This window comes from Streptomyces sp. R21 (assembly GCF_041051975.1).
Classification (GTDB): Bacteria; Actinomycetota; Actinomycetes; order Streptomycetales; family Streptomycetaceae; genus Streptomyces.
Window position 1 is genome coordinate 5623307 of record NZ_CP163435.1, and the last position, 19637, is coordinate 5642943.

Annotated in this window: 16 protein-coding genes; 6 read left to right on the forward strand and 10 right to left on the reverse strand. The window is 71.6% G+C overall.

The genetic code is table 11. The features are described from left to right. The first annotated feature begins 71 nt into the window (after nucleotides 1–71). Nucleotides 72–1589 (forward strand): cellulase family glycosylhydrolase, encoded by a 1518-nt coding sequence (locus tag AB5J56_RS25215; RefSeq protein ID WP_369235219.1) that lies wholly within the window; start codon nucleotides 72–74, stop codon nucleotides 1587–1589. Nucleotides 1590–1676: 87 nt separating this feature from the next. Here AB5J56_RS25215 and serC read toward each other — a convergent pair whose 3' ends face one another. The 7 genes from serC to AB5J56_RS25250 form a co-directional block, all read right to left on the reverse strand. Continuing rightward, entirely contained in the window at nucleotides 1677–2795 is a 1119-nt protein-coding gene (gene serC, locus AB5J56_RS25220; protein WP_369235221.1) for a phosphoserine transaminase, read from the reverse strand. A gap of 134 nt (nucleotides 2796–2929) precedes the next feature. After that, nucleotides 2930–4177: a cytochrome P450 gene (locus AB5J56_RS25225; RefSeq protein ID WP_369235223.1), complete on the reverse strand. Its 1248-nt coding sequence runs from the start codon at nucleotides 4175–4177 to the stop codon at nucleotides 2930–2932. Between the two features lie 115 nt (nucleotides 4178–4292). Further along, nucleotides 4293–5501, reverse strand: coding sequence for a cytochrome P450 (locus tag AB5J56_RS25230; protein WP_369235225.1), 1209 nt, complete (start codon nucleotides 5499–5501; stop codon nucleotides 4293–4295). After that, complete coding sequence (locus tag AB5J56_RS25235) at nucleotides 5498–6109, reverse strand: ATP/GTP-binding protein (protein ID WP_369242763.1); 612 nt, start codon at nucleotides 6107–6109, stop codon at nucleotides 5498–5500. Before AB5J56_RS25235 ends, AB5J56_RS25230 begins: the two co-directional genes overlap by 4 nt. 55 nt (nucleotides 6110–6164) lie before the next feature. Further along, nucleotides 6165–6512: a DUF742 domain-containing protein gene (locus AB5J56_RS25240; RefSeq protein ID WP_369235227.1), complete on the reverse strand. Its 348-nt coding sequence runs from the start codon at nucleotides 6510–6512 to the stop codon at nucleotides 6165–6167. Next, nucleotides 6509–6919: a roadblock/LC7 domain-containing protein gene (locus AB5J56_RS25245; RefSeq protein ID WP_369235229.1), complete on the reverse strand. Its 411-nt coding sequence runs from the start codon at nucleotides 6917–6919 to the stop codon at nucleotides 6509–6511. Before AB5J56_RS25245 ends, AB5J56_RS25240 begins: the two co-directional genes overlap by 4 nt. After that, nucleotides 6916–8700, reverse strand: a complete 1785-nt coding sequence (locus AB5J56_RS25250; RefSeq protein ID WP_369235231.1) for an ATP-binding protein — start codon at nucleotides 8698–8700, stop codon at nucleotides 6916–6918. The genes AB5J56_RS25245 and AB5J56_RS25250 overlap by 4 nt, the downstream gene beginning before the upstream one ends. Nucleotides 8701–8911: 211 nt before the next feature. Between AB5J56_RS25250 and AB5J56_RS25255 the strand changes: the two genes are divergently transcribed. Then, entirely contained in the window at nucleotides 8912–12001 is a 3090-nt protein-coding gene (locus AB5J56_RS25255) for an FAD-binding and (Fe-S)-binding domain-containing protein (protein WP_369235233.1), read from the forward strand. 88 nt (nucleotides 12002–12089) lie between these two features. Here AB5J56_RS25255 and AB5J56_RS25260 read toward each other — a convergent pair whose 3' ends face one another. Beyond that, complete coding sequence (locus AB5J56_RS25260; RefSeq protein ID WP_369235235.1) at nucleotides 12090–12467, reverse strand: VOC family protein; 378 nt, start codon at nucleotides 12465–12467, stop codon at nucleotides 12090–12092. Nucleotides 12468–12572: 105 nt separating this feature from the next. Continuing rightward, nucleotides 12573–13292, reverse strand: a complete 720-nt coding sequence (locus tag AB5J56_RS25265; RefSeq protein WP_369235237.1) for a hypothetical protein — start codon at nucleotides 13290–13292, stop codon at nucleotides 12573–12575. Between the two features lie 357 nt (nucleotides 13293–13649). Between AB5J56_RS25265 and AB5J56_RS25270 the strand changes: the two genes are divergently transcribed. Then, nucleotides 13650–14627, forward strand: a complete 978-nt coding sequence (locus tag AB5J56_RS25270; RefSeq protein WP_369235239.1) for a DMT family transporter — start codon at nucleotides 13650–13652, stop codon at nucleotides 14625–14627. Between the two features lie 24 nt (nucleotides 14628–14651). Here the strand turns inward: AB5J56_RS25270 and AB5J56_RS25275 are convergent, their stop codons facing one another. Then, nucleotides 14652–15308 (reverse strand): hypothetical protein, encoded by a 657-nt coding sequence (locus tag AB5J56_RS25275; protein ID WP_369235241.1) that lies wholly within the window; start codon nucleotides 15306–15308, stop codon nucleotides 14652–14654. Nucleotides 15309–15474: 166 nt separating this feature from the next. Here AB5J56_RS25275 and AB5J56_RS25280 point away from each other — a divergent pair, with 166 nt between their 5' ends. The 3 genes from AB5J56_RS25280 to AB5J56_RS25290 are packed head-to-tail and all read left to right on the forward strand — an operon-like array spanning nucleotide 15475 to nucleotide 19615. Then, nucleotides 15475–16326, forward strand: a complete 852-nt coding sequence (locus tag AB5J56_RS25280) for a TIGR03084 family metal-binding protein (RefSeq protein WP_369235243.1) — start codon at nucleotides 15475–15477, stop codon at nucleotides 16324–16326. Beyond that, nucleotides 16323–18020, forward strand: coding sequence for an acyclic terpene utilization AtuA family protein (locus AB5J56_RS25285; protein WP_369235245.1), 1698 nt, complete (start codon nucleotides 16323–16325; stop codon nucleotides 18018–18020). Before AB5J56_RS25280 ends, AB5J56_RS25285 begins: the two co-directional genes overlap by 4 nt. Further along, nucleotides 18017–19615, forward strand: coding sequence for an acyl-CoA carboxylase subunit beta (locus AB5J56_RS25290; RefSeq protein WP_369235247.1), 1599 nt, complete (start codon nucleotides 18017–18019; stop codon nucleotides 19613–19615). The genes AB5J56_RS25285 and AB5J56_RS25290 overlap by 4 nt, the downstream gene beginning before the upstream one ends. Nucleotides 19616–19637: the final 22 nt, after the last annotated feature.

Sequence of the window (19637 nt, forward strand, 5' to 3'; positions counted from 1 at the left end):
GGGGTTGCGTGGCGTTGTGGGAGCGCTCCCACTCGTTCCGGGCCCGCGCCTCCCCGAGAGGAACCAGCGACATGCCCCTGGTACGAAGAGTGGTCGGCGTGCTCGTCGCCGCGCTCGTGGCCCTGTCCCTGACGGGCGCGCCCCCGGCGTCCGCCGCCACTGCCGAGGCCGCCGCGGGCGCCGGCTACTGGCACACGAGCGGGCGCCAGATCCTGGACGCGGCCAACCAGCCCGTGCGCATCGCCGGGATCAACTGGTTCGGCTTCGAGACCGCCAACTACGTGGTCCACGGCCTCTGGTCCCGCGACTACAAGAGCATGATCGACCAGATGAAGTCGCTGGGCTACAACACCATCCGGCTTCCCTACAGCGACGACATCTTCAAGTCCTCGACCGTCCCCAACAGCATCGACTTCAGCAGTGGCAAGAACGCCGATCTGCAGGGGCTCAACTCCCTGCAGATCATGGACAAGCTCGTGTCGTACGCCGGTCAGGACGGGCTCAAGGTGATCCTGGACCGGCACCGTCCCGATGCGAGCGGGCAGTCGGCGCTCTGGTACACCTCCGCCGTACCGGAGTCGACGTGGATCGCCAACCTCAAGGCGCTGGCGACGCGCTACAACGGCCAGGACACCGTCATCGGCATCGACCTGCACAACGAACCGCACGATCCCGCCTGCTGGGGCTGCGGGGACACGGCGACGGACTGGCGCCTCGCCGCCCAGCGGGCCGGAAACGCCGTGCTGTCCGTCAACCCCCAGCTGCTGATCTTCGTGGAGGGCGTCCAGACCTTCAACGGCACGTCCGGCTGGTGGGGCGGCAACCTGATGGGGGTCGGGCAGTACCCGGTCCAGCTGAACGTGGCGAACCGGGTCGTGTACTCGGCCCACGACTACGCCACCAGCGTCGCCCAGCAGAGCTGGTTCAACGATCCCTCGTTCCCCGCCAACATGCCGGGCGTGTGGGACAAGTACTGGGGCTACATCTTCAAGCAGAACATCGCCCCCGTCTGGGTCGGCGAGTTCGGTACGACGCTCCAGTCGACGATCGACCAGAAGTGGCTGGCCGCGCTCGTCTCGTACATGCGGCCCACCTCCACCTACGGCGCCGACAGCATCTCCTGGACCTTCTGGTCGTGGAACCCCAACTCCGGTGACACGGGCGGCATCCTGAAGGACGACTGGGCGACCGTGGACACCGTGAAGGACGGCTACCTGGCGAGCGTCAAGGCGCCCGGCTTCCCGGGCACGGGCGGGGGCGGCGGAGGCGGTGGCGGCGGTGGAAGCACGGCCGCGTGCAGCGCCGCCTACACCGTCAGCAGCGACTGGGGCAGCGGCTTCAACGCCGAGGTCAAGGTGACGAACACGGGCAGCACGGCGATCAAGTCCTGGAAGGTCACCTGGACCTGGAGCGGCGCCCAGCAGATCACCAACATGTGGAACGCGTCGTACACCCAGAGCGGGACGACCGTGACCGCGTCCAACGCCGACCACAACGGGGCGATCGCGGCGGGCGGTTCGGCGAGCTTCGGCTTCGGGGGCGCACCGGGCGGCGGAAGCGCGCCGAGCGTGAGCTGTACGGCGACGTGAACCGCACGGCCCTGCGACGAGCAGCCGCATGACGAGGGGGCGCCCGGTGATCGCCGGGCGCCCCCTACGTCGTAGCGAAGACGACGGTTACAGCTTCTCGATCACGTAGTCGATGCACTTCGTGAGCGCCTCGACGTCCGACGGGTCGATCGCCGGGAACATCGCGACGCGGAGCTGGTTGCGGCCGAGCTTGCGGTAGGGCTCGGTGTCGACGATGCCGTTGGCGCGCAGGGCCTTGGCGACGGCGGTGGCGTCGATCTCGTCGGAGAAGTCGATCGTGCCGATGACCTGGGAGCGCTTCGCCGGGTCGGTGACGAACGGGGTCGCGTACTTGCTCTCCTCGGCCCAGCTGTACAGGCGGGTCGAGGAGTCCTTGGTACGGGCCGTGGACCAGGCGAGGCCGCCCTGGCCGTTGATCCACTCCAGCTGCTCGTTGAGCAGGAACAGGGTGGCGAGGGCCGGGGTGTTGTACGTCTGGTTCTTGCGGGAGTTGTCGATCGCCGTGGGGAGCGAGAAGAACTCCGGTACGTGGCGGCCGCTCGCGTGGATCCGCTCGGCGCGCTCGATCGCGGCCGGGGAGAACACCGCGATCCACAGGCCGCCGTCGGAGGCGAAGGACTTCTGCGGGGCGAAGTAGTAGACGTCGGTCTCGGCGATGTCGACCGGGAGGCCGCCGGCGCCGGACGTGGCGTCCACGAGGACGAGGGAACCGGAGTCGGCACCTGCCACGCGCTTGATGGGGGCCGCGACACCGGTGGAGGTCTCGTTGTGGGTGAAGGCGTAGACGTCGACGCCCGCCTCGGGCGCCGGCTCCGGGTGGGTGCCGGGGTCGCTCGCGATCACGGTCGGCTCGGCCAGCCAGGGGGCGAGCTTGGCCGCCTTGGCGAACTTCGAGCTGAACTCACCGAAGTTGAGGTGCTGCGACTTGTTCTCGATCAGGCCGTGCGTCGCCACGTCCCAGAACGCGGTCGAGCCGCCGTTGCCGAGGATGACCTCGTACCCCTCGGGGAGGGAGAAGAGGCTGCTCACGCCCTCGATGACCTTGCCGACCAGGTTCTTGACCGGGGCCTGGCGGTGGGAGGTACCGAGGAGGGATGTGCCGGTGGCGGCCAGCGCGTCCAGCGCTTCCGTCCGCACCTTGGAGGGGCCCGCGCCGAAACGTCCGTCGGCGGGCTTGATGTCAGCGGGAATCTGGATCTCAGCCACGGGGGGAGCGTAGCTGTTTCGGGAAACCTGGGCGAAACGTCGTCCGTCCGGTGAGACGGGGCGGGTGGTGCTGGGGGCTCCGCCCCCAGACCCCCGTGTCGCGCTGACGCGCTCGTCCTCAAACGCCGGACAGGCTAGATCTCCCGCAACCGCACCGGCACCTCGAACAGGTCGTTCTGCGTCACCACCGGCTTGTTGCGCAGCTCGGACGCCGGGACCGCCAGGTCGAGTGCTGGGAAGCGCTCGTACAGGGCAGGCAGCGCCACCCCCGCCTCCAGGCGGGACAAGGCCGCGCCGGGGCACACGTGCGGGCCGTGGCCGAAGGAGATGTGGCGGTTCTCCGACGTACGCGTGATGTCGAAGTCACCGGCACTCGGGCCGTGGGCCGTCTCGTCCCGCCCGATCGCGCCGTACGACACGATCAGCGCGTCGCCCGCCGGGATGACCTTGTCGCCGACGGGCACGTCCTCCGTGGCGAAGCGGATGAGGACGTGGGAGGTGGGCGTCGAGTAGCGGAGGGTCTCCTCGACGACCGTGGACCAGTCGGCCTCGCCGGAGAGGACGAGGGCGCGCTGCTCGGGGTGGGCGGAGAGGTTGACGACGGCGTTCGCGATCAGGGAGATCGTCGTCTCGTGGCCGGCCGCGACCATCAGCTGGAGGGTGGAGACGATCTCCTCGTCGGTGAGGTGGTCGCCGTCCTCGGAGGCGAGGATCAGGGCGGAGGTGAGATCGTCGCCCGGCTCGGCGCGCTTGGCCGCGACCGTCTCCGCCATGATCCCGGCCAGCTCGGTGAGCGTGGCGATGACCTCGGCCGGCGGGGTCTGCGTCGAGAAGAACTTCTCGAAGAGCACCTTCAGGCGCGGCAGTTTCGCCTCGTCGATGCCCATCAGATCGGCGATGACGAACATGGGGAGGGGATAGGCGAAGTCGGCCTTCAGGTCGACGACGTCGCTCTCCAGAGCGCCCAGGCCGTCGAGGAGCCCCTGCGTCAGCTTGGTGATGCGGTCGCGCATCTGCTCCACGCGGCGCGGGGTGAGCGCCTGCGCGACCAGCGTGCGCATCCGGCGGTGGTCCGCGCCGTCCACGGTGAGCATGGAGCGGCCCGGGTTGGCGAGCCCGATCAGCGGCCAGTCGGGCGCTATCTCGCCGCGCTGCCAGGCGCCCCACACATTGATGTCCTTCACCAGACGCGGGTCGGTGAGCAGCGCGCGCGCCTCGGCGTGGTGCGTGACCGCCCAGACCGGGACGCCGCCGGGCAGCTCCACGGCGGCGAGCGGTCCCGCCGCACGCAGCCGGGCGCTCTCGCCGTCGAGGTCGGTGACGAAGGGGTCCAGGGGAATACGGGTCTCTTCGGTACGGGTCTCTTCGGTACCAGCGGTCATGCGGGGGTGCCTCCAAGGGGCGGGGTAGGGGCATTGCGCATCGGCGTGCGGGCAGGGGTGCTCGCGCGCGGGCGTGGCGGGTGCTTGGGTGCGGCGAGTGCCTGGGGTGCGGGCTTCAGCGCGCCGGTACGGGGGTGAACCGCACCGGGAGCTCGGTCAGCCCCCGGAGCCACGGTGACGGCCGGCGGGTCAACTCCTGTTCGGGTACGGCGAGATCGATGTCCGGCAGCCGGTCGAGGACGACCTCGATGCCGGTGCGCGCGATGACCTCCGCGACCTCCTGCGCCGGGAACGGGCAGCGGTGCTCGCCGTGCCCGAAGGAGAAGTGCGCGTTGTTGCCGCCGGTGAGGGCGGAGCCGTCGGTGCGGACCTGCGGGTCGGAGTTGGCGCCCTGGAGGCCGAGGATCAGCAGCTCGCCCGCGCGGATGCGACGGCCGCCCAGCTGGGTGTCGCGAGAGGTCCAGCGACCGGCGATGTTCTGGGAGGGAGTGTCCTCCCACAGGACCTCGTTCATGGCCTCGGCGACACTGTGCCGGCCGCCGAACAGCGACGCCGCGAAACGGTCGTCGGTCAGCATCAGGCGCAGCGAGTTGCCGATCCAGTCGGCGGTCGGCTGGTGGCCGGCCGCCATCATGACCATCAGGTCCTGGGTGATCTCCTCCGGCGTGAAGCCGCTGTCGTTCGCGAGCATGCGCGACACGACGTCGTCCGCGGGCTGCGCCGCGCGGTCGGCCAGCAACTGAGCCATGGAGGACGCCAGATGCTGCTGTCCGGCCAGGGCGCCCTCCCGTCCGTTGATCATGTCGTTGAGAGCCGTGACGAGCCCCGGGCCCTGCTCCTCGGCGAAGCCGTAGAGGACGGCGAGGACGCGGACGGGCAGCAGGGCCGCGTAGTCCGCGATGAGGTCCGTCTCGCCCTTGGCGCACACCGCGTCGATGAGTTCGTCGGCGAACCTCTCCGCGTGCGCCCGCAGTTCGGAGGGGTCCACGGCCTCCAGGGCGTCGCTGATCATCCCGGCGCGCTCGCGGTGGCGTTCGCCGACCGTGTAGAGGATCGAGGGCTGCTTACGGCCGATCATCGGCAGCAGTGGCCAGTCGGCGGGGATGTTGTCCCACTGGCTCCACAGGTCGGAGTCGCGGCTGAACAGCACCGGGTCGCCGGTGACCTGGTGCAGTTCGCGGTAGCCGAGCACCAGCCAGGCGGGTATGTCGCCGTCGAGCACGACCGGCACCACCGAGCCGTGGTCGCGCCGCATCTCCCGGTACAGCTGGGCGGGTTCGGCATGGAACCTGGGCCCGCTGAGGGGCACGGGTGCGGGGGTCACAGGGCCAACTCCGGGGATTGAATGGGGCGTTCGTGGTCGATATGGGCGGCGCCCTGGGTGGCGTACAGGCTCTGCAGATGCTCGACCAGCGTGATCAGCACCCGCTTGCTGGACTCCCTCGACCGGGCGTCGCAGTCGAGCAGCGGGACGTGCGGGTCGAGGTCGAGGGCCTCGCGGATCTGGGCGGGGGTGTGGACGGGGCCGCCGAAGTCGTTGCAGGCGACGATGAACGGCGTGCCGTGGTGCTCCAGGCGGTCGATCGCGTACCAGGAGTCGTCGATGCGCCGGGTGTCGACGAGGACGACCGCGCCGAGCGTGCCGGAGAAGAGCCGGTCCCACAGGAACCAGAAGCGCTCCTGCCCGGGCGCGCCGAACAGGTACAGCACGTTGTGCGCGTCGAGCGTGATGCGGCCGAAGTCGAAGGCGACGGTGGTCGCGGACTTGCCGCGCACCTCGCTGATGTCGTCGATGGCCTCACCGGCCCGCGTCATCGTCTCCTCGGTGTTGAGGGGACGTATCTCGCTCACGGAGCGGACCAGGGTCGTCTTGCCGACGCCGAAGCCGCCGACGACGACGATCTTCAGACCGTTGTCGGCGGAGGCACCCAGCGGGGTGCGCGCATCAGAGGGCCGGAAGTCCTCAGGAGTTGAGGGCCGGTGGTCCTCAGAGGTTACGGAGTCCAACGAGCACCTGCTCCAGGATGTCGGGGTTGGGAAGAGCCGCCGGGTGCGGATGGCGGGCGCTGACCCGGCCCGCGGCGAGGAGGTCGGAGAGCAGGACCTTGGTGATGCTCACCGGCAGCCGCAGCTCGGCCGCGATCTCCACCACGGCCGTGGGCCGCTGGGCGAGGCGCAGGATCGCGGCGTGCTCCGACTGCATGCCCACCACGGGATCGCACTCGGCGACCACGAGCGTCACCAGGTCGAACGGGGTGTCAGGACCGGACCGGCTGCGTCCTCCCGTGAGGGTGTAGAGCCGGTCCGGCGCGTCGTCCCTGCCCGGCCGGCTCATGACGAACGCGGTTCCGCGCGCAGGTGTTCGCCCAGCTGCTCCACCAGCTCGCTCATGTTGTGCCCGACGAGCCCGGCGTCGGCGTCCTCGGCCGTGACCACGGCGAGGTGCGCGCCCTCGCCCGCCTCGACGATGAACAGGACCCCGCCGTAGAACTCGGCCATCGCGGACCGCACACCGCCGCTGCCGTCGCCGAACTCCACGGACGCCCCGTGGGAGAGCGACTGGATGCCGGCGGCGATCGCGGCGAGCTGGTCGGCCTGGTCGACGGAGAGCTCCGGCGTACGGCACAGCTTCAGGCCGTCGCGGGAGAGCACGAGCGCGTGCCGGGCGCCCGGGGTGCGCTCCAGCAGGCCCTCGATGAGCCAGGTGAGCTTCTCGTCGGCGGTGGTGGTGCTGCCGGTCATGGGGTGGTGTCGCCTTCCGGGTGCTGGTGCGGCTGCGAGGGGGTGGCGGGTTCGGCCGGGGCGGTCTCCTGCGGGGAGGCCTGTTCGCCGGTTCGGTCCGTGGCCTGGTCCGGGCTCGCGCCGCGGACCGCCTGGCGGAAGCTGCTGAAGCGGGCGATCCGGGCCTTGGCGTCGTCGGCGGCGGTACGGGGCTCGCGGACCGCCTGGCCCGAGGCCTGGCCCGCGGATTGGCCCGACACCTGGCCCGTGGCGTGGCCGCGGCTGCGCTCGGCGTGGGCGAGGGTGCGGCCGCGCCGGCGCTTGGGGAGGCCGCCTGTGCCGGGCGTTTCCGGGGCGTCCTGGGAGTCCTCGGCGTCCTTCGCCTCGTTGCGGGAGGCGGCCGTGCCGGAGCGGTCGGGCGACTCGTGCGTGGGGACCGGGTCCGGGTCGAGGTCGCCGACGGCGCGGGCGGCGGCGTACGACACCGGCGGGTGCTGAGGGCTCGCGGCGCTCTCGGGGCTCTGCGGCCGGCTCTCGACCGGGTGGTCCACGTGTTCCTCGGCGACCGTGGCGACCGCCGGGGCGGACCCGGTCTCCGCCTCGCCCGGCAGCGGGGCGTTCGGCCGCGTGAGGATGTCCTGCGGGATCAGCACGAGAACGCCGGTGCCGCCGCGCGCGGAGGGCCGGAAGGACACCTTCAGGCCGTGCTTGCGGGCGAGCCGGCCGACCACGGCGAGCCCGAGCCGGGTCCCGCTGAGCCCGCCCAGCTCGGCTGCGCCCCCGGTGTCCCCGGAGACCGCGCGCTCGGCGCGGCGCAGCTGGACGTCGCCCATCACCAGGCCGCTGTCCTCGACGGACACGATGACGCCGGCGGGAACCTCTTCGACGTACACATGCACTTCGGCGGTCGGCGGCGAGAAGTTCGCGGCGTTGTCGAGGAGTTCGGCGAGCGCGTGCATCACGCCCTCGGCGGCGTGCCCGGCGACGGCGGCCTCGCTGGAGGAGTGGACGCGCACGCGCTGGTAGCCGCCGATGCGGCCCATGGCGCCGCGCAGGATCGACTCCATGACGATCGGCCGCGCCCAACGGCGCCCGGAGCGCGCGCCGGTGAGGACGGCGACGGAGTCGGCGAGGCGGCCCGCCTGGGCGGTGCGGTGGTCGAGGTGGAGGAGGTCGGCGAGGACCTCCTCGTCGGAGTGCTTCTCCTCCATGGCGCGCAGGTCGGCGAGCATGCCGGTGGAGAGCGCCTGCATACGGGCGGCCGCGTTGGCGGTTGCCGAGATCGCGGCGGCGCGGTCGCCGACGGCCTGCCGGACGCGCCGGGTCAACTGGGCGTTCTCCGCGGTGAGGCGGTCCTCTTCCCCGGTGAACTCCTCCGTCAGAGCCGCGCGTTCCTGGTCGTAGGCCTCCTTGAGGAGGGCCATTTCCCGTGCGGACTCCTCCCTGAGGCGGGCCATTTCCCGGGCGGACTCGTCGGCCAGCCGTGTGCGTTCCTGGTGGAACTCCGAGGCCAGCCGCGCCCGTTCCTGAAGGAGGCGTCCGGCGTCCTCGGTCACGGAGTCGAGACGGCGGCGCATGAGCCTCGACGTCTGTACGGCGTGGGCGGCCGAGGCGATGGCCGTGCACAGCAGCAGGACGGCCGCGCCCGCGCCCCAGGCGAGGGGAGTGCGCACCGAGTCGGGCGCCAGCGCGACGGCCACGCCGGCGGCGGGGGCGGCCAGTACGGCGGCGATCAGCGGGACGGGCGCCACGGCGCGGAAGGTGGGTCGTTCGCCGGAGCCAGAGGGGGTGGGCGGGGTCATGAATCGTGTCCTCGGTCGTGTCCTGGGCGAGAAGCGACACCTGATACGCAACTGGCGGTCACTATATGAGAGTTCGTGATCGAATTGGGAAGGTTCTGGTTCCGGTCTTGGAATCGCGCCGTACATGTTCGGGATTCGGGTACACGCCGCCGTTCGCATGATGGTCAGTGATGATCCGGTCACTGTCAGTGGCGAGGGGCATCCTGGGGTCATGACGGATCTCGGGGCACTGCGGACCGGACTGAGGAAGGCCGTGCGCGGCGAGGTCGCCTTCGACGCGACCGCACGGGCGCTGACGACCATGGACGCGTCCAACTACCGGCGCGTGCCGCTCGGCGTCGTCGCGCCGCGCGACGCCGACGACGTGGCGGCGGCCCTGGCGGTGTGCCGTGCACAGGGCGTGCCGGTCGTGCCGCGCGGCGGCGGCACGTCGATCGCCGGGCAGGCGACGGGCACGGGCGTGGTGCTGGACTTCACCCGTCACATGAACCGGATCGTGTCGCTGGACGAGGAGGCGCGCACGGCGGTGGTCCAGCCCGGTGTCGTCCTGGACCGCCTCCAGGAGGCCGCCGCCCCGCACGGCCTGCGCTTCGGCCCCGACCCCTCGACCCACAGCCGCTGCACGCTCGGCGGAATGATCGGGAACAACTCGTGCGGCTCGCACTCGGTCGCCTGGGGCACGACGGCGGACAGTGTGCGTGAGCTGTCGGTGATCAGCGGTCAGGGCGCTTCGCTGCGGCTGGGCCAGGACTGGGCGGGCGCCCCCGACGGCCTGCGGGCGCTGGTGGAGGGCGAGTTGGCCCGCCTGCGCACGGGCTTTCCGGACCTCCCGCGCCGCATCTCCGGCTATGCGCTGGACGCGCTCCTCCCCGAGAAGGGCGCGGATGTCGCCCGCGCCTTCTGCGGCTCCGAGGGCACGTGGGGGGTGCTGACCGAGGCGGTCGTACGACTGGTGGAGGCGCCCCGCGCGCGGGCGCTCGCGGTGCTGGCGTACGCGGACGAGAGCGCGGCGGCACAGGCGGCGGCCGGGCTGCTGCCGCACGGCCCCCTCACGGTGGAGGGCATGGCGGCCGATCTCGTACGCACCGATGCCGGGCTGCCACGGGGCGGCGCCTGGCTGTTCGTGGAGACCGGCGGTTCGACGCCGCAGGAGGCACGCGCGCGCGGGGACGCGATCGTGCGCGCCGCCGACGTCCGCGACTCCCTGGTGGTCACCGACCCGGCCGGACAGCGTGCCCTGTGGCGCATCCGGGAGGACGCGAGCGGTACGGCGACACGGATGCCCGACGGCAGCGAGGCCTGGCCCGGGTGGGAGGACTGCGCGGTGCCGCCGGCCCGGCTCGGGGCGTATCTCCGCGACTTCCGGGCCCTGTTGACGGCCCACGGCCTGCGCGGCACGCCGTACGGCCACTTCGGCGACGGCTGCATCCACGTCCGCATCGACTTCGACCTGATGACGACCGACGGGATCGCCCGCTTCCGGCGCTTCTCGGAGGAACTGGCCGAGGTGGTCGTCTCCCACGGCGGCTCGCTCTCGGGCGAACACGGGGACGGACAGGCGCGCGCGGAACTCCTGCCCACCATGTACGGCACGGAGATGGTGAGCCTCTTCGAGCGGGCGAAGGGCCTGTGGGACCCGGGCGACCTCCTCAACCCCGGCATGCTCGTACGACCGCACCGGCTGGACGAGAACCTGCGGTTCGCGGTGCTGCCGCGGGAGCCGGTGGACGTGGAGTTCGGGTATCCGGCGGACGGCGGGGACTTCTCGGCGGCGGTCCGGCGATGCGTGGGGGTGGCCAAGTGCCGTACGCCGGCCGGTGCCGGCGGGGGCGTCATGTGCCCGTCCTTCCGGGCGACCGGAGAGGAGGAGCACTCCACGCGCGGCCGGGCGCGACTGCTGCACGAGATGCTCGCGGGCGAGGTGGTCACGGACGGCTGGCGCTCCCCGGAGGTCCGCGACGCACTGGACCTCTGCCTCTCCTGCAAGGGCTGCCGCTCCGACTGCCCGGTCGGCGTCGACATGGCCACCTACAAGGCGGAGTTCCTGCACCACCACTACGAGGGCCGCCGCCGCCCGGCCGCGCACTACGCGATGGGCTGGCTCCCGCTCTGGCTGTCGACGGTGTCACGCACGCGCACGGCAGGCCTGGTCAACTCCCTGGCTTCCGTACGCCCGTTGGCGGCACTGGCGAAACGGCTGGGCGGCCTCGCGCCGGAGCGGGAGATCCCGAGGGTGGCGCCGGAGACGTTCAGCCGCTGGTGGTCACGACGCTTCCGGGACCGGGCACGGGCCTACGTACGGGACATGAAACGGGGCCAGGCACACGGCCCCTTCCCGGGCTTCGGCGGAACCGGCCAGACCGTCGTCCTGTGGCCCGACACCTTCACCGAACACCTGTCACCGTCCGTGGGCCGCGCGGCCGTACGCGTCCTGGAGGCGGCGGGGATGGCTGTGCTGCTGCCGCCGCGGGTACGGCTGAATTGGGGGTCGGTTCGTGAGGTTGTGGCGGGAGTGGAGGCGGGGGCGGAGATCGGCGACGGGGGGTCGGGATTGTCGACCAGGCACGATGGTCCGAGGGAGGCGATCGGCGACGATGGTCCGAGGGCGGCGATCGGCGACGATGGTCCGAGGGCGGCGATCGGTGACGGGATGTCGAAGGCACCGCGTGGCTTCAACGTCTTCCTCCCGCACCGCCGTTACCGGGTCTGCTGCGGCCTGACGTACGTCTCCACCGGCCAGCTCGACCGCGCTCGCGCCGTGATGCGCCGCACGCTGGACCTGATGGAGCCGTTCATCGAGATGGGCACCCCGGTCGTGGTCCTGGAACCGAGCTGCGCCGCCGCCCTGCGCACCGACCTCCCGGAGCTGCTGCACGACGACCCACGGGCGCCCCGCCTGGCGGCGCTGGTGACGACCTTCGCCGAGACCCTGGAACGCCACGCCCCGCACTGGACCCCGCCCCATCTGGACCGCCCGGTCACCGGCCAGACCCACTGCCACCAGCATGCCGTCCTCGGCGACAGGGCCGACCGCCACCTGCGCGAGGCCGCGGGCCTGACCGGCGACCTCGCCGGCGGCTGCTGCGGCCTGGCAGGCAACTTCGGCTTCGAGAAAGGCCACTACGAGGTGTCGAAGACCTGCGCGGAGGAACAACTGCTCCCGGCGGTACGGGCGGCGACCCCGGACACACTGGTCCTGGCGGACGGCTTCTCGTGCCGGACGCAACTGGAGCAACTGGCCGGGGTGAAGGGGCGCCACTTGGCGGAGGTGCTGGCGGAGGGGCTGGAGGGCACCCGTTGACAGTCCCGCTCATTCCGAGGACATGGATGACCGGAGCGGGGCCCACAGCCGTCGAGAACTCCTCAGTCAGCTTCCTCTTCCAGCCTCCTCAATCGGCCTCCTCGATGATGCAGAAGGGATGCCCGACCGGATCGGTGAGAACGCGCGCCCTGGCCCCATGAGGCTGATGGTCCGGTCTGCCCGCACCCAGCTCCAGCAACCGGGCCTCGACCTGGGCCAAGTCCCGCTCGACCTTGAAGCACATGTGAAGCTGCTGAGGAACGGTCTGTTCAGGCCAGCGCGGAGCCCGGTAGCCGTCGACCCGCTGAAAGCCGATGAAGACTTCGTCCTCACAGTCGAGCCCGGCGAAGTCGGCATTCGACTTGGGATGGAGTTCCAGACCGGTGGCCTGCTGATAGAACGCCGCCAAAGCCAGCGGATCCGGGCAGTCGAGGGTGATCGCGCTCAACTTCATCTGCAAGGACATGCCGCCTCCGGGACGATCAGTGGACTTCCTCGATGCACCCTAGAGACGGCTGCCAACGGTTGAGTGAGAATCCGACCACCCACACCGTTCGCCCAGACGGGGCCCTCAGTGGTGGACGTACCCCACGGGCGCAGGCGCCTCGTCGTCCAGGTCCCCGCGGAGGGCTGCCACGGCGAAGGCCGTCATGGAGGCCAGGAGGAGGAGCGCGAGGGGGCCCCAGATTGCCGGGATCGACCACATCGGCCAGTCGTTGGCCGCCTGGGCCCAGAGCGTCAGGATGGCTGTGACGCCCAGGCCGACGCCGTGCCACTGCACCACGGCCGCCGCTTTCGCGCGGCGCCGGTAGCCCCGCGTGAAGAGTCCCCACACTCCTCCGACGAGGGCGGTCAGGCCGAACGAGATACAGGCGAGCGCGCCGCCGAGACGGTCCTCGGGCCACTCCACGGGCCCGTCGGACGTCTGCTGGCGCTGCCCGTCGGCGTCCCGTACTTCGACGACCTGCCCGTGCCAGATCAGGCCGACGACCTTGTCGTCCGGCTCCATCCCCGACACCACCGGATCGGTCTGCGGGAACGTCACGTGCCACGGCTTGCCGGACGGCAGCAACAACTCCGCCTCCGGCGACTCGTGCCGCTCTCCGCGGTGCGTGTCGGCCTTCCGAACGGTGAAGTCCTGCTTCCACAGGCACCCCGACGCCTTCACCGGGACGGAGGCGCACGCCGGCGCCGCCCGGAACTCCCGCTCCCGCTCCAGCGCCCCGCGCACCTGGAAGGCCATCGCCACCCCCAGGACGAGAGCCAGGACAGCGATCACCAGCCACCCCACGGCCCTCGTCACCCTCTGCACCGCCGAGCCCACCGTGCCCCCCACCTTCCCCACGAGCCCCCGTACGCGTATTCGAGCACGCCATCCGACCACCGCCCATGCCCTCGCCCGGCAGCACCCCACCCACCCGACTTGCCGGACCAAGGCAACGAGAATCCCCACGACCACCTCCTGCGCGAGGCTCTCGACCTCCACATGGCGCGCCGCTGAGGCACCGTAAGCGGTGAAAGAGGTTTACGTGCCTGACGTAGTCCATTACTCTGGACCTTGAAGTTCATCGTGATGAACAAATCTTGAAGCGGCATTCCGATTCGGGCTCCGGAGCGGGGTGCGAAGCGACCTCCCTGGACGGCCTCCGTGAACAACCCCAGCGCTGATCTGCCCTCGCCTGTTGCTGCCGTGGCGTCGACGGTGGCCGAGCCGTCGGTCGCGGCTGTCGTGGCGGAAGCCGAGGGGGTGAGGGCCGCCTCGCGATGGGGCGCCCTCGGTCCCGTGGGTCTCGTTCTCGCCGGTGGGATCTCGGTGCAGTTCGGCGGGGCGCTCGCCGTGACGCTGATGCCGCGGGTCGGGGCGCTCGGGGTCGTGACCCTGCGGCTGATCGTCGCCGCGGTCGTGCTGCTCGTGGTGTGCCGGCCCAAGGTGCGGGGGTACACGCGCGCCGACTGGGGCACCATCGTCGTCTTCGGCATCACGATGGCCGCGATGAACGGGCTCTTCTACCAGTCGGTCGCCCGGATCCCGCTGGGCCCGGCCGTCACACTCGAAGTGCTCGGCCCGCTGGTCCTCTCCGTCGTCGCGTCCCGCCGCGCGCTCAACCTCGTCTGGGCGGGGCTCGCCCTCGGCGGCGTCTTCCTGCTGGGAGGCGGAGGCTTCAGCAGCCTCGACCCCATAGGTGTCGCCTTTGCTCTGTTGGCAGGCGCCATGTGGGCCGCATATATAGTCTTCAGCGCCCGTACGGGCCGACGCTTCCCGCAGGCCGACGGGCTCGCGCTCGCCATGGTGGTCGCCGCCGTGCTGTTCATGCCGCTCGGGATCGTCGAGTCGGGCTCGAAGCTGCTGAACCCGACGACGTTCGCCCTCGGCGGCGCCGTCGCGATCCTCTCCTCCGTCCTGCCCTACACCCTCGAACTCCTCGCCCTGCGCCGCCTGCCCGCCTCCACGTTCGCGATCATGATGAGTCTCGAACCGGCCATCGCCGCGACCGCCGGCTTCCTCATCCTCGACCAGGCCCTCTCCGCCACCGAGGCCCTCGCGATCGCCCTCGTCATCGCGGCGAGCATGGGCGCGGTGCGGACCCAGATAGGGCGCGGCCGGGCCAAGGGCCTGGAGGAGTAGCCCCGCGAAGGTGGGCGCCCGTCGTCAGCGGGAGCTGCGCAGCGGGCGCATGTAGTCGGACGGCTGCTCGTGCTCGCCGAACCAGAGCTGCGGGGCGCGGGCGTACGCGGCCCCCGCGAGCTCCCGGCCCCAGGCGCGGCTGGCGTACATCGGGATGGCGATGCGGTAGCGGCGCTCAGGCAGCCCCGGGCGCAGCGGCTGGTGCCGCACGACGAGCGGCTTCAGCACCGGGTCGGTCTCGTTCACGTCGCCGTACGGGCACAGCTCCAGGCTCATGACCTTGTGACCGGACTTCGCGTCGCCCTTGGACGCCCAGTACAGCCCGACCCCGGCCAGCGACTGCCACGGCAGCACCGCCTGCCGGTTCCCGCGGGGCCGCCACCACACGCCGTACGCGTCGAACGCGAGCAGCGACCGGCGCCCGGCCCACAGTGCCCACGCCATGAGCACCCCGAGCCCGCCCACGAGCAGCAGCCATACGCCCCCGAACACCCAGCTCCCGACGCTGCCCCCGCCCTTCGCCGCCGTCAGGACCAGCGGCAGCGGCCCGGCGACGACCATGATCAGCGTCCCGGGCAGGCCGGTCCGCAGGCGGCGCCTGCCGAGGCGGTAGACGGTCGCGTCGGGGGCGGGCCCGGCGGGAGTGGGGGCCGGACCGGGGACGGGGGTGGGGGTGAACATGAGCGGGGAGCTTAGTGGGGTGACTTGTGCATGACGAAGCCCCACCCCGGTTCGGCCAATTGATGGCCCCATCCCGGTTCCCAATTAATGCAAGCACGCTTGATTGTTTCTGTGGACGCTGCCATGCTCCGAGGGCACACCGCCGTGCCCCGAGGGGAGCGCCATCGTGTCCGATCCGTCGTCGTCCGTGATCGACGATCTGTGCCGGGAGAGCGAGGAACTCGACCTGCTGGTAGGGGAGTTGGGCAAGGAGCAGTGGGCGCGCCCCACGCCGGCCCCGGGGTGGACCATCGCCCACCAGATCGCCCACCTGCACTGGACGGACCGCGCCGCGCTGATCGCGGTGACGGACGCGGAGGCGTTCAAGGCGGAGGTGGAGAAGGCCCTCGCGGCGCCGGACACCTTCGTCGACGAAGGGGCGGAGGACGTCGCACGGCTGGCCCCCGACCGGCTGCTCGCCGAGTGGCGGGCCGGGCGGAAGGCGCTGGAGGAGGCCCTGCGCGCGGTGCCCACCGGGACCCGCTTCCCCTGGTACGGGCCACCCATGTCCGTCGCCTCCATGGCGACCGCGCGGCTCATGGAGACCTGGGCCCACGGCCTGGACATCGCCGACACGCTGGGTGTGGTGCGGCCACCTACCGACCGGCTACGGCATGTGGTGCGCATCGGGGTGCGGGCCCGCGACTACGCCTTCGCGGTACACGGGCTCCCCGCGCCCGCCGAGGAGTTCCGAGTGGAACTCGTCAGCCCGGCGGGCGAGTTGTGGGCGTACGGCTCCGAGGACGCGCCCCAGCGGGTCACCGGCCCCGCGCTCGACTTCTGCCTGCTCGTCACCCAGCGGACCCACCGCGCCGACCTGGCCGTACAGGCCGAAGGCCCCGACGCGGACCGGTGGCTGGACATCGCCCAGGCCTTCGCGGGCCCGCCGGGAGCCGGGCGCCCGCCGAAGGGAGACGTGCCGGAGGGAGACGTGCCGGAGGGAGACGTGCCGGAGGCCGCGCAGGGGGACACCCAGTGACCCCGCCCCTCCGCATCGGCAACGCCTCCGGCTTCTACGGCGACCGCTTCGATGCCCTGCGCGAGATGCTCACCGGCGGCTCGCTGGACGTCCTCACCGGCGACTATCTCGCCGAACTGACCATGCTGATCCTGGGCCGCGACCGCCTGAAGGACCCGTCGGCCGGCTACGCCCGCACGTTTCTACGCCAGTTGGAGGAGTGTCTCGGGCTCGCGCACGAGCGGGGCGTGCGGATCGTGACGAACGCCGGTGGGCTCAACCCCGGCGGACTGGCCGACGCCGTACGGAAGTTGGCGCAGCGGCTCGGCATCCCGGCCGTCGTCGCCCATGTCGAGGGCGACGACCTCACGGCCCGCCATCCGCAGAGCCTCGCCGCGCACGCCTACCTCGGCGGCGCCGGGATCGCCGAGTGCCTGCGGGCGGGCGCGGACATCGTCGTCACCGGCCGCGTCACGGACGCCGCGCTCGTCACCGGGCCCGCCGTCGCGCACTTCGGCTGGGCGCCGGACGCATACGACCGGCTCGCGGGCGCCGTCGTCGCAGGTCACGTGCTGGAGTGCGGCACCCAGGCCACCGGCGGCAACTACGCCTTCTTCGCCGAGCAGCCCCTCGAACGGCTCCGCCACCCCGGCTTCCCGGTCGCCGAACTCCACGAGGACGGCAGCAGCGTCATCACCAAGCACGACGGCACCGGCGGCCTCGTGGACGTCGGCACGGTCACCGCGCAGCTCCTGTACGAGACGTCCGGCGCCCGGTACGCGGGCCCCGACGTCACGGCCCGGCTCGACACCGTACGGCTGACGCAGGAAGGGCCCGACCGGGTACGGATCGACGGCGTACGCGGCGAGGCCCCGCCGCCGACCCTCAAGGTCGGCCTCAACCGGCTCGGCGGCTTCCGCAACGAGGTCGTCTTCGTCCTCACGGGACTCGACATCGAGCGCAAGGCCGCCCTCGTACGGGACCAGATGGAGGCCGCCCTCGACGCCTCCAAGTCCCGTCCCGCGCACGTCGGTTGGGATCTCTCCCGCACCGACCACCCCGACGCCCCCACCGAGGAGACCGCGAGCGCCCTGCTCCGGCTCGTCGTCCGGGACGCCGACCAGGAGTCCGTCGGGCGGGCCCTCAGCGGCGCCGCGATCGAGCTGGCACTCGCCAGCTACCCCGGGTTCCATGTGGTCGCCCCACCCGGAAAGGGGGCGCCTTATGGGGTCTTCGAGGATGTGTACGTCGACCATATGGCCGTGGACCATGTGGCGGTCCTCAATGACGGGCGCCGAATCCATGTGACCCCGGGCGCCGACACGCTCGTACTCGAACCGCCTGCGCAGCCGCCCCTCCCGGAACCCCTCCCGGCCGACGGCCCCACGCGGCGCGCGCCTCTCGGTCTGGTCGCCGGTGCCCGCAGCGGCGACAAGGGCGGGAACGCCAACGTCGGGGTGTGGGCGCGCACGGACGACGCGTGGCGCTGGCTCGCCCATGAACTGACCACGGACGGATTCCGGAACCTGCTGCCCGAGACCCGCGATCTGACCGTCGTCCGTCACGTGCTGCCCAACCTGCGCGCCCTCAACTTCGTCGTCGAGGGAATCCTCGGCGAGGGCGTCGCCTCCCAGGCCCGCTTCGACCCCCAGGCCAAGGGCCTCGGCGAATGGCTCCGCTCCCGCCACCTGGACATCCCGGAGGTGCTGCTGTGACGGTCCTGGCGTCCGCCCTGGACACCGCGTCCCCCGACTACGCGACGAACCGCGAGGCCATGCTCGCCCGTCTCGCCGCACTCGACACCGAGCACGCCAAAGCGCTCGCCGGCGGCGGGGAGAAGTACGTCGAACGGCACCGCAAACGAGGCAAGTTGCTCGCCCGCGAGCGCATCGAACTGCTCGTCGACCCGGACACCCCGTTCCTGGAGCTGTCGCCGCTCGCGGCCTGGGGGAGCGATTACGCGGTCGGCGCCTCGCTCGTCACCGGCATCGGGGTCGTCGAGGGTGTCGAGTGCCTGATCACCGCGAACGACCCGACCGTGCGCGGTGGCGCGAGCAACCCGTGGAGCCTGAAGAAGGCCCTGCGGGCGAACGACATCGCGCTCGCCAACCGGCTGCCCTGCATCAGCCTCGTCGAGTCGGGCGGCGCCGACCTGCCCTCCCAGAAGGAGATCTTCATCCCGGGCGGCGCGATCTTCCGCGACATCACACGCCTGTCCGCCGCCGGGATCCCGACCATCGCCGTCGTCTTCGGCAACTCGACGGCGGGCGGCGCGTACATCCCCGGCATGTCCGACCACGCGATCATGGTCAAGGAGCGGGCCAAGGTCTTCCTGGGCGGGCCGCCACTGGTGAAGATGGCCACCGGCGAGGAGAGCGACGACGAGTCGCTCGGCGGCGCCGAGATGCACGCGCGCGTGTCGGGTCTCGCCGACCACTACGCCGTCGACGAGTACGACGCCCTCCGGCAGGCACGCCGGGTCGTCGCCCGCCTCAACCACCGCAAGGCGTACGGCGATCCGGGCCCGGCCGAGCCCCCCAAGTACGACGAGGACGAGCTGCTCGGGATCGTCCCCGGGGACCTGAAGGTGCCCTTCGACCCCCGCGAGGTCATCGCACGCGTGGTCGACGGCTCCGACTTCGACGAGTTCAAGCCCCTCTACGGAACGAGCCTGTGCACGGGCTGGGCGCGGCTGCACGGCTATCCGGTCGGCGTGCTCGCCAACGCCCAGGGCGTGCTGTTCAGCGAGGAGTCCCAGAAGGCCGCCCAGTTCATCCAGCTCGCCAACCAGCGCGACATCCCGCTGCTCTTCCTGCACAACACCACCGGCTACATGGTCGGCAGGGAGTACGAGCAGGGCGGCATCATCAAGCACGGCGCGATGATGATCAACGCGGTCAGCAACTCGCGGGTACCGCATCTGTCCGTGCTCCTGGGCGCGTCCTACGGAGCCGGTCACTACGGCATGTGCGGGCGCGCGTACGACCCGCGCTTCCTCTTCGCCTGGCCCAGCGCCAAGTCGGCCGTCATGGGCCCCCAGCAGCTCGCCGGGGTGCTCTCCATCGTCGCCCGGCAGTCGGCGGTGGCGAAGGGGCAGCCGTACGACGACGAGGCGGACGCGGCGCTGCGCGCGATGGTGGAGCAGCAGATCGAGTCCGAGTCCCTTCCGATGTTCCTGTCCGGGCGGCTGTACGACGACGGGGTCATCGACCCGCGCGACACCCGCACCGTCCTCGGCCTGTGCCTGTCCGCGATCCACACGGCGCCCTACGAGGGCGCGCGCGGCGGCTTCGGCGTCTTCCGGATGTGAGGAAGCCATGACGACTACGAAG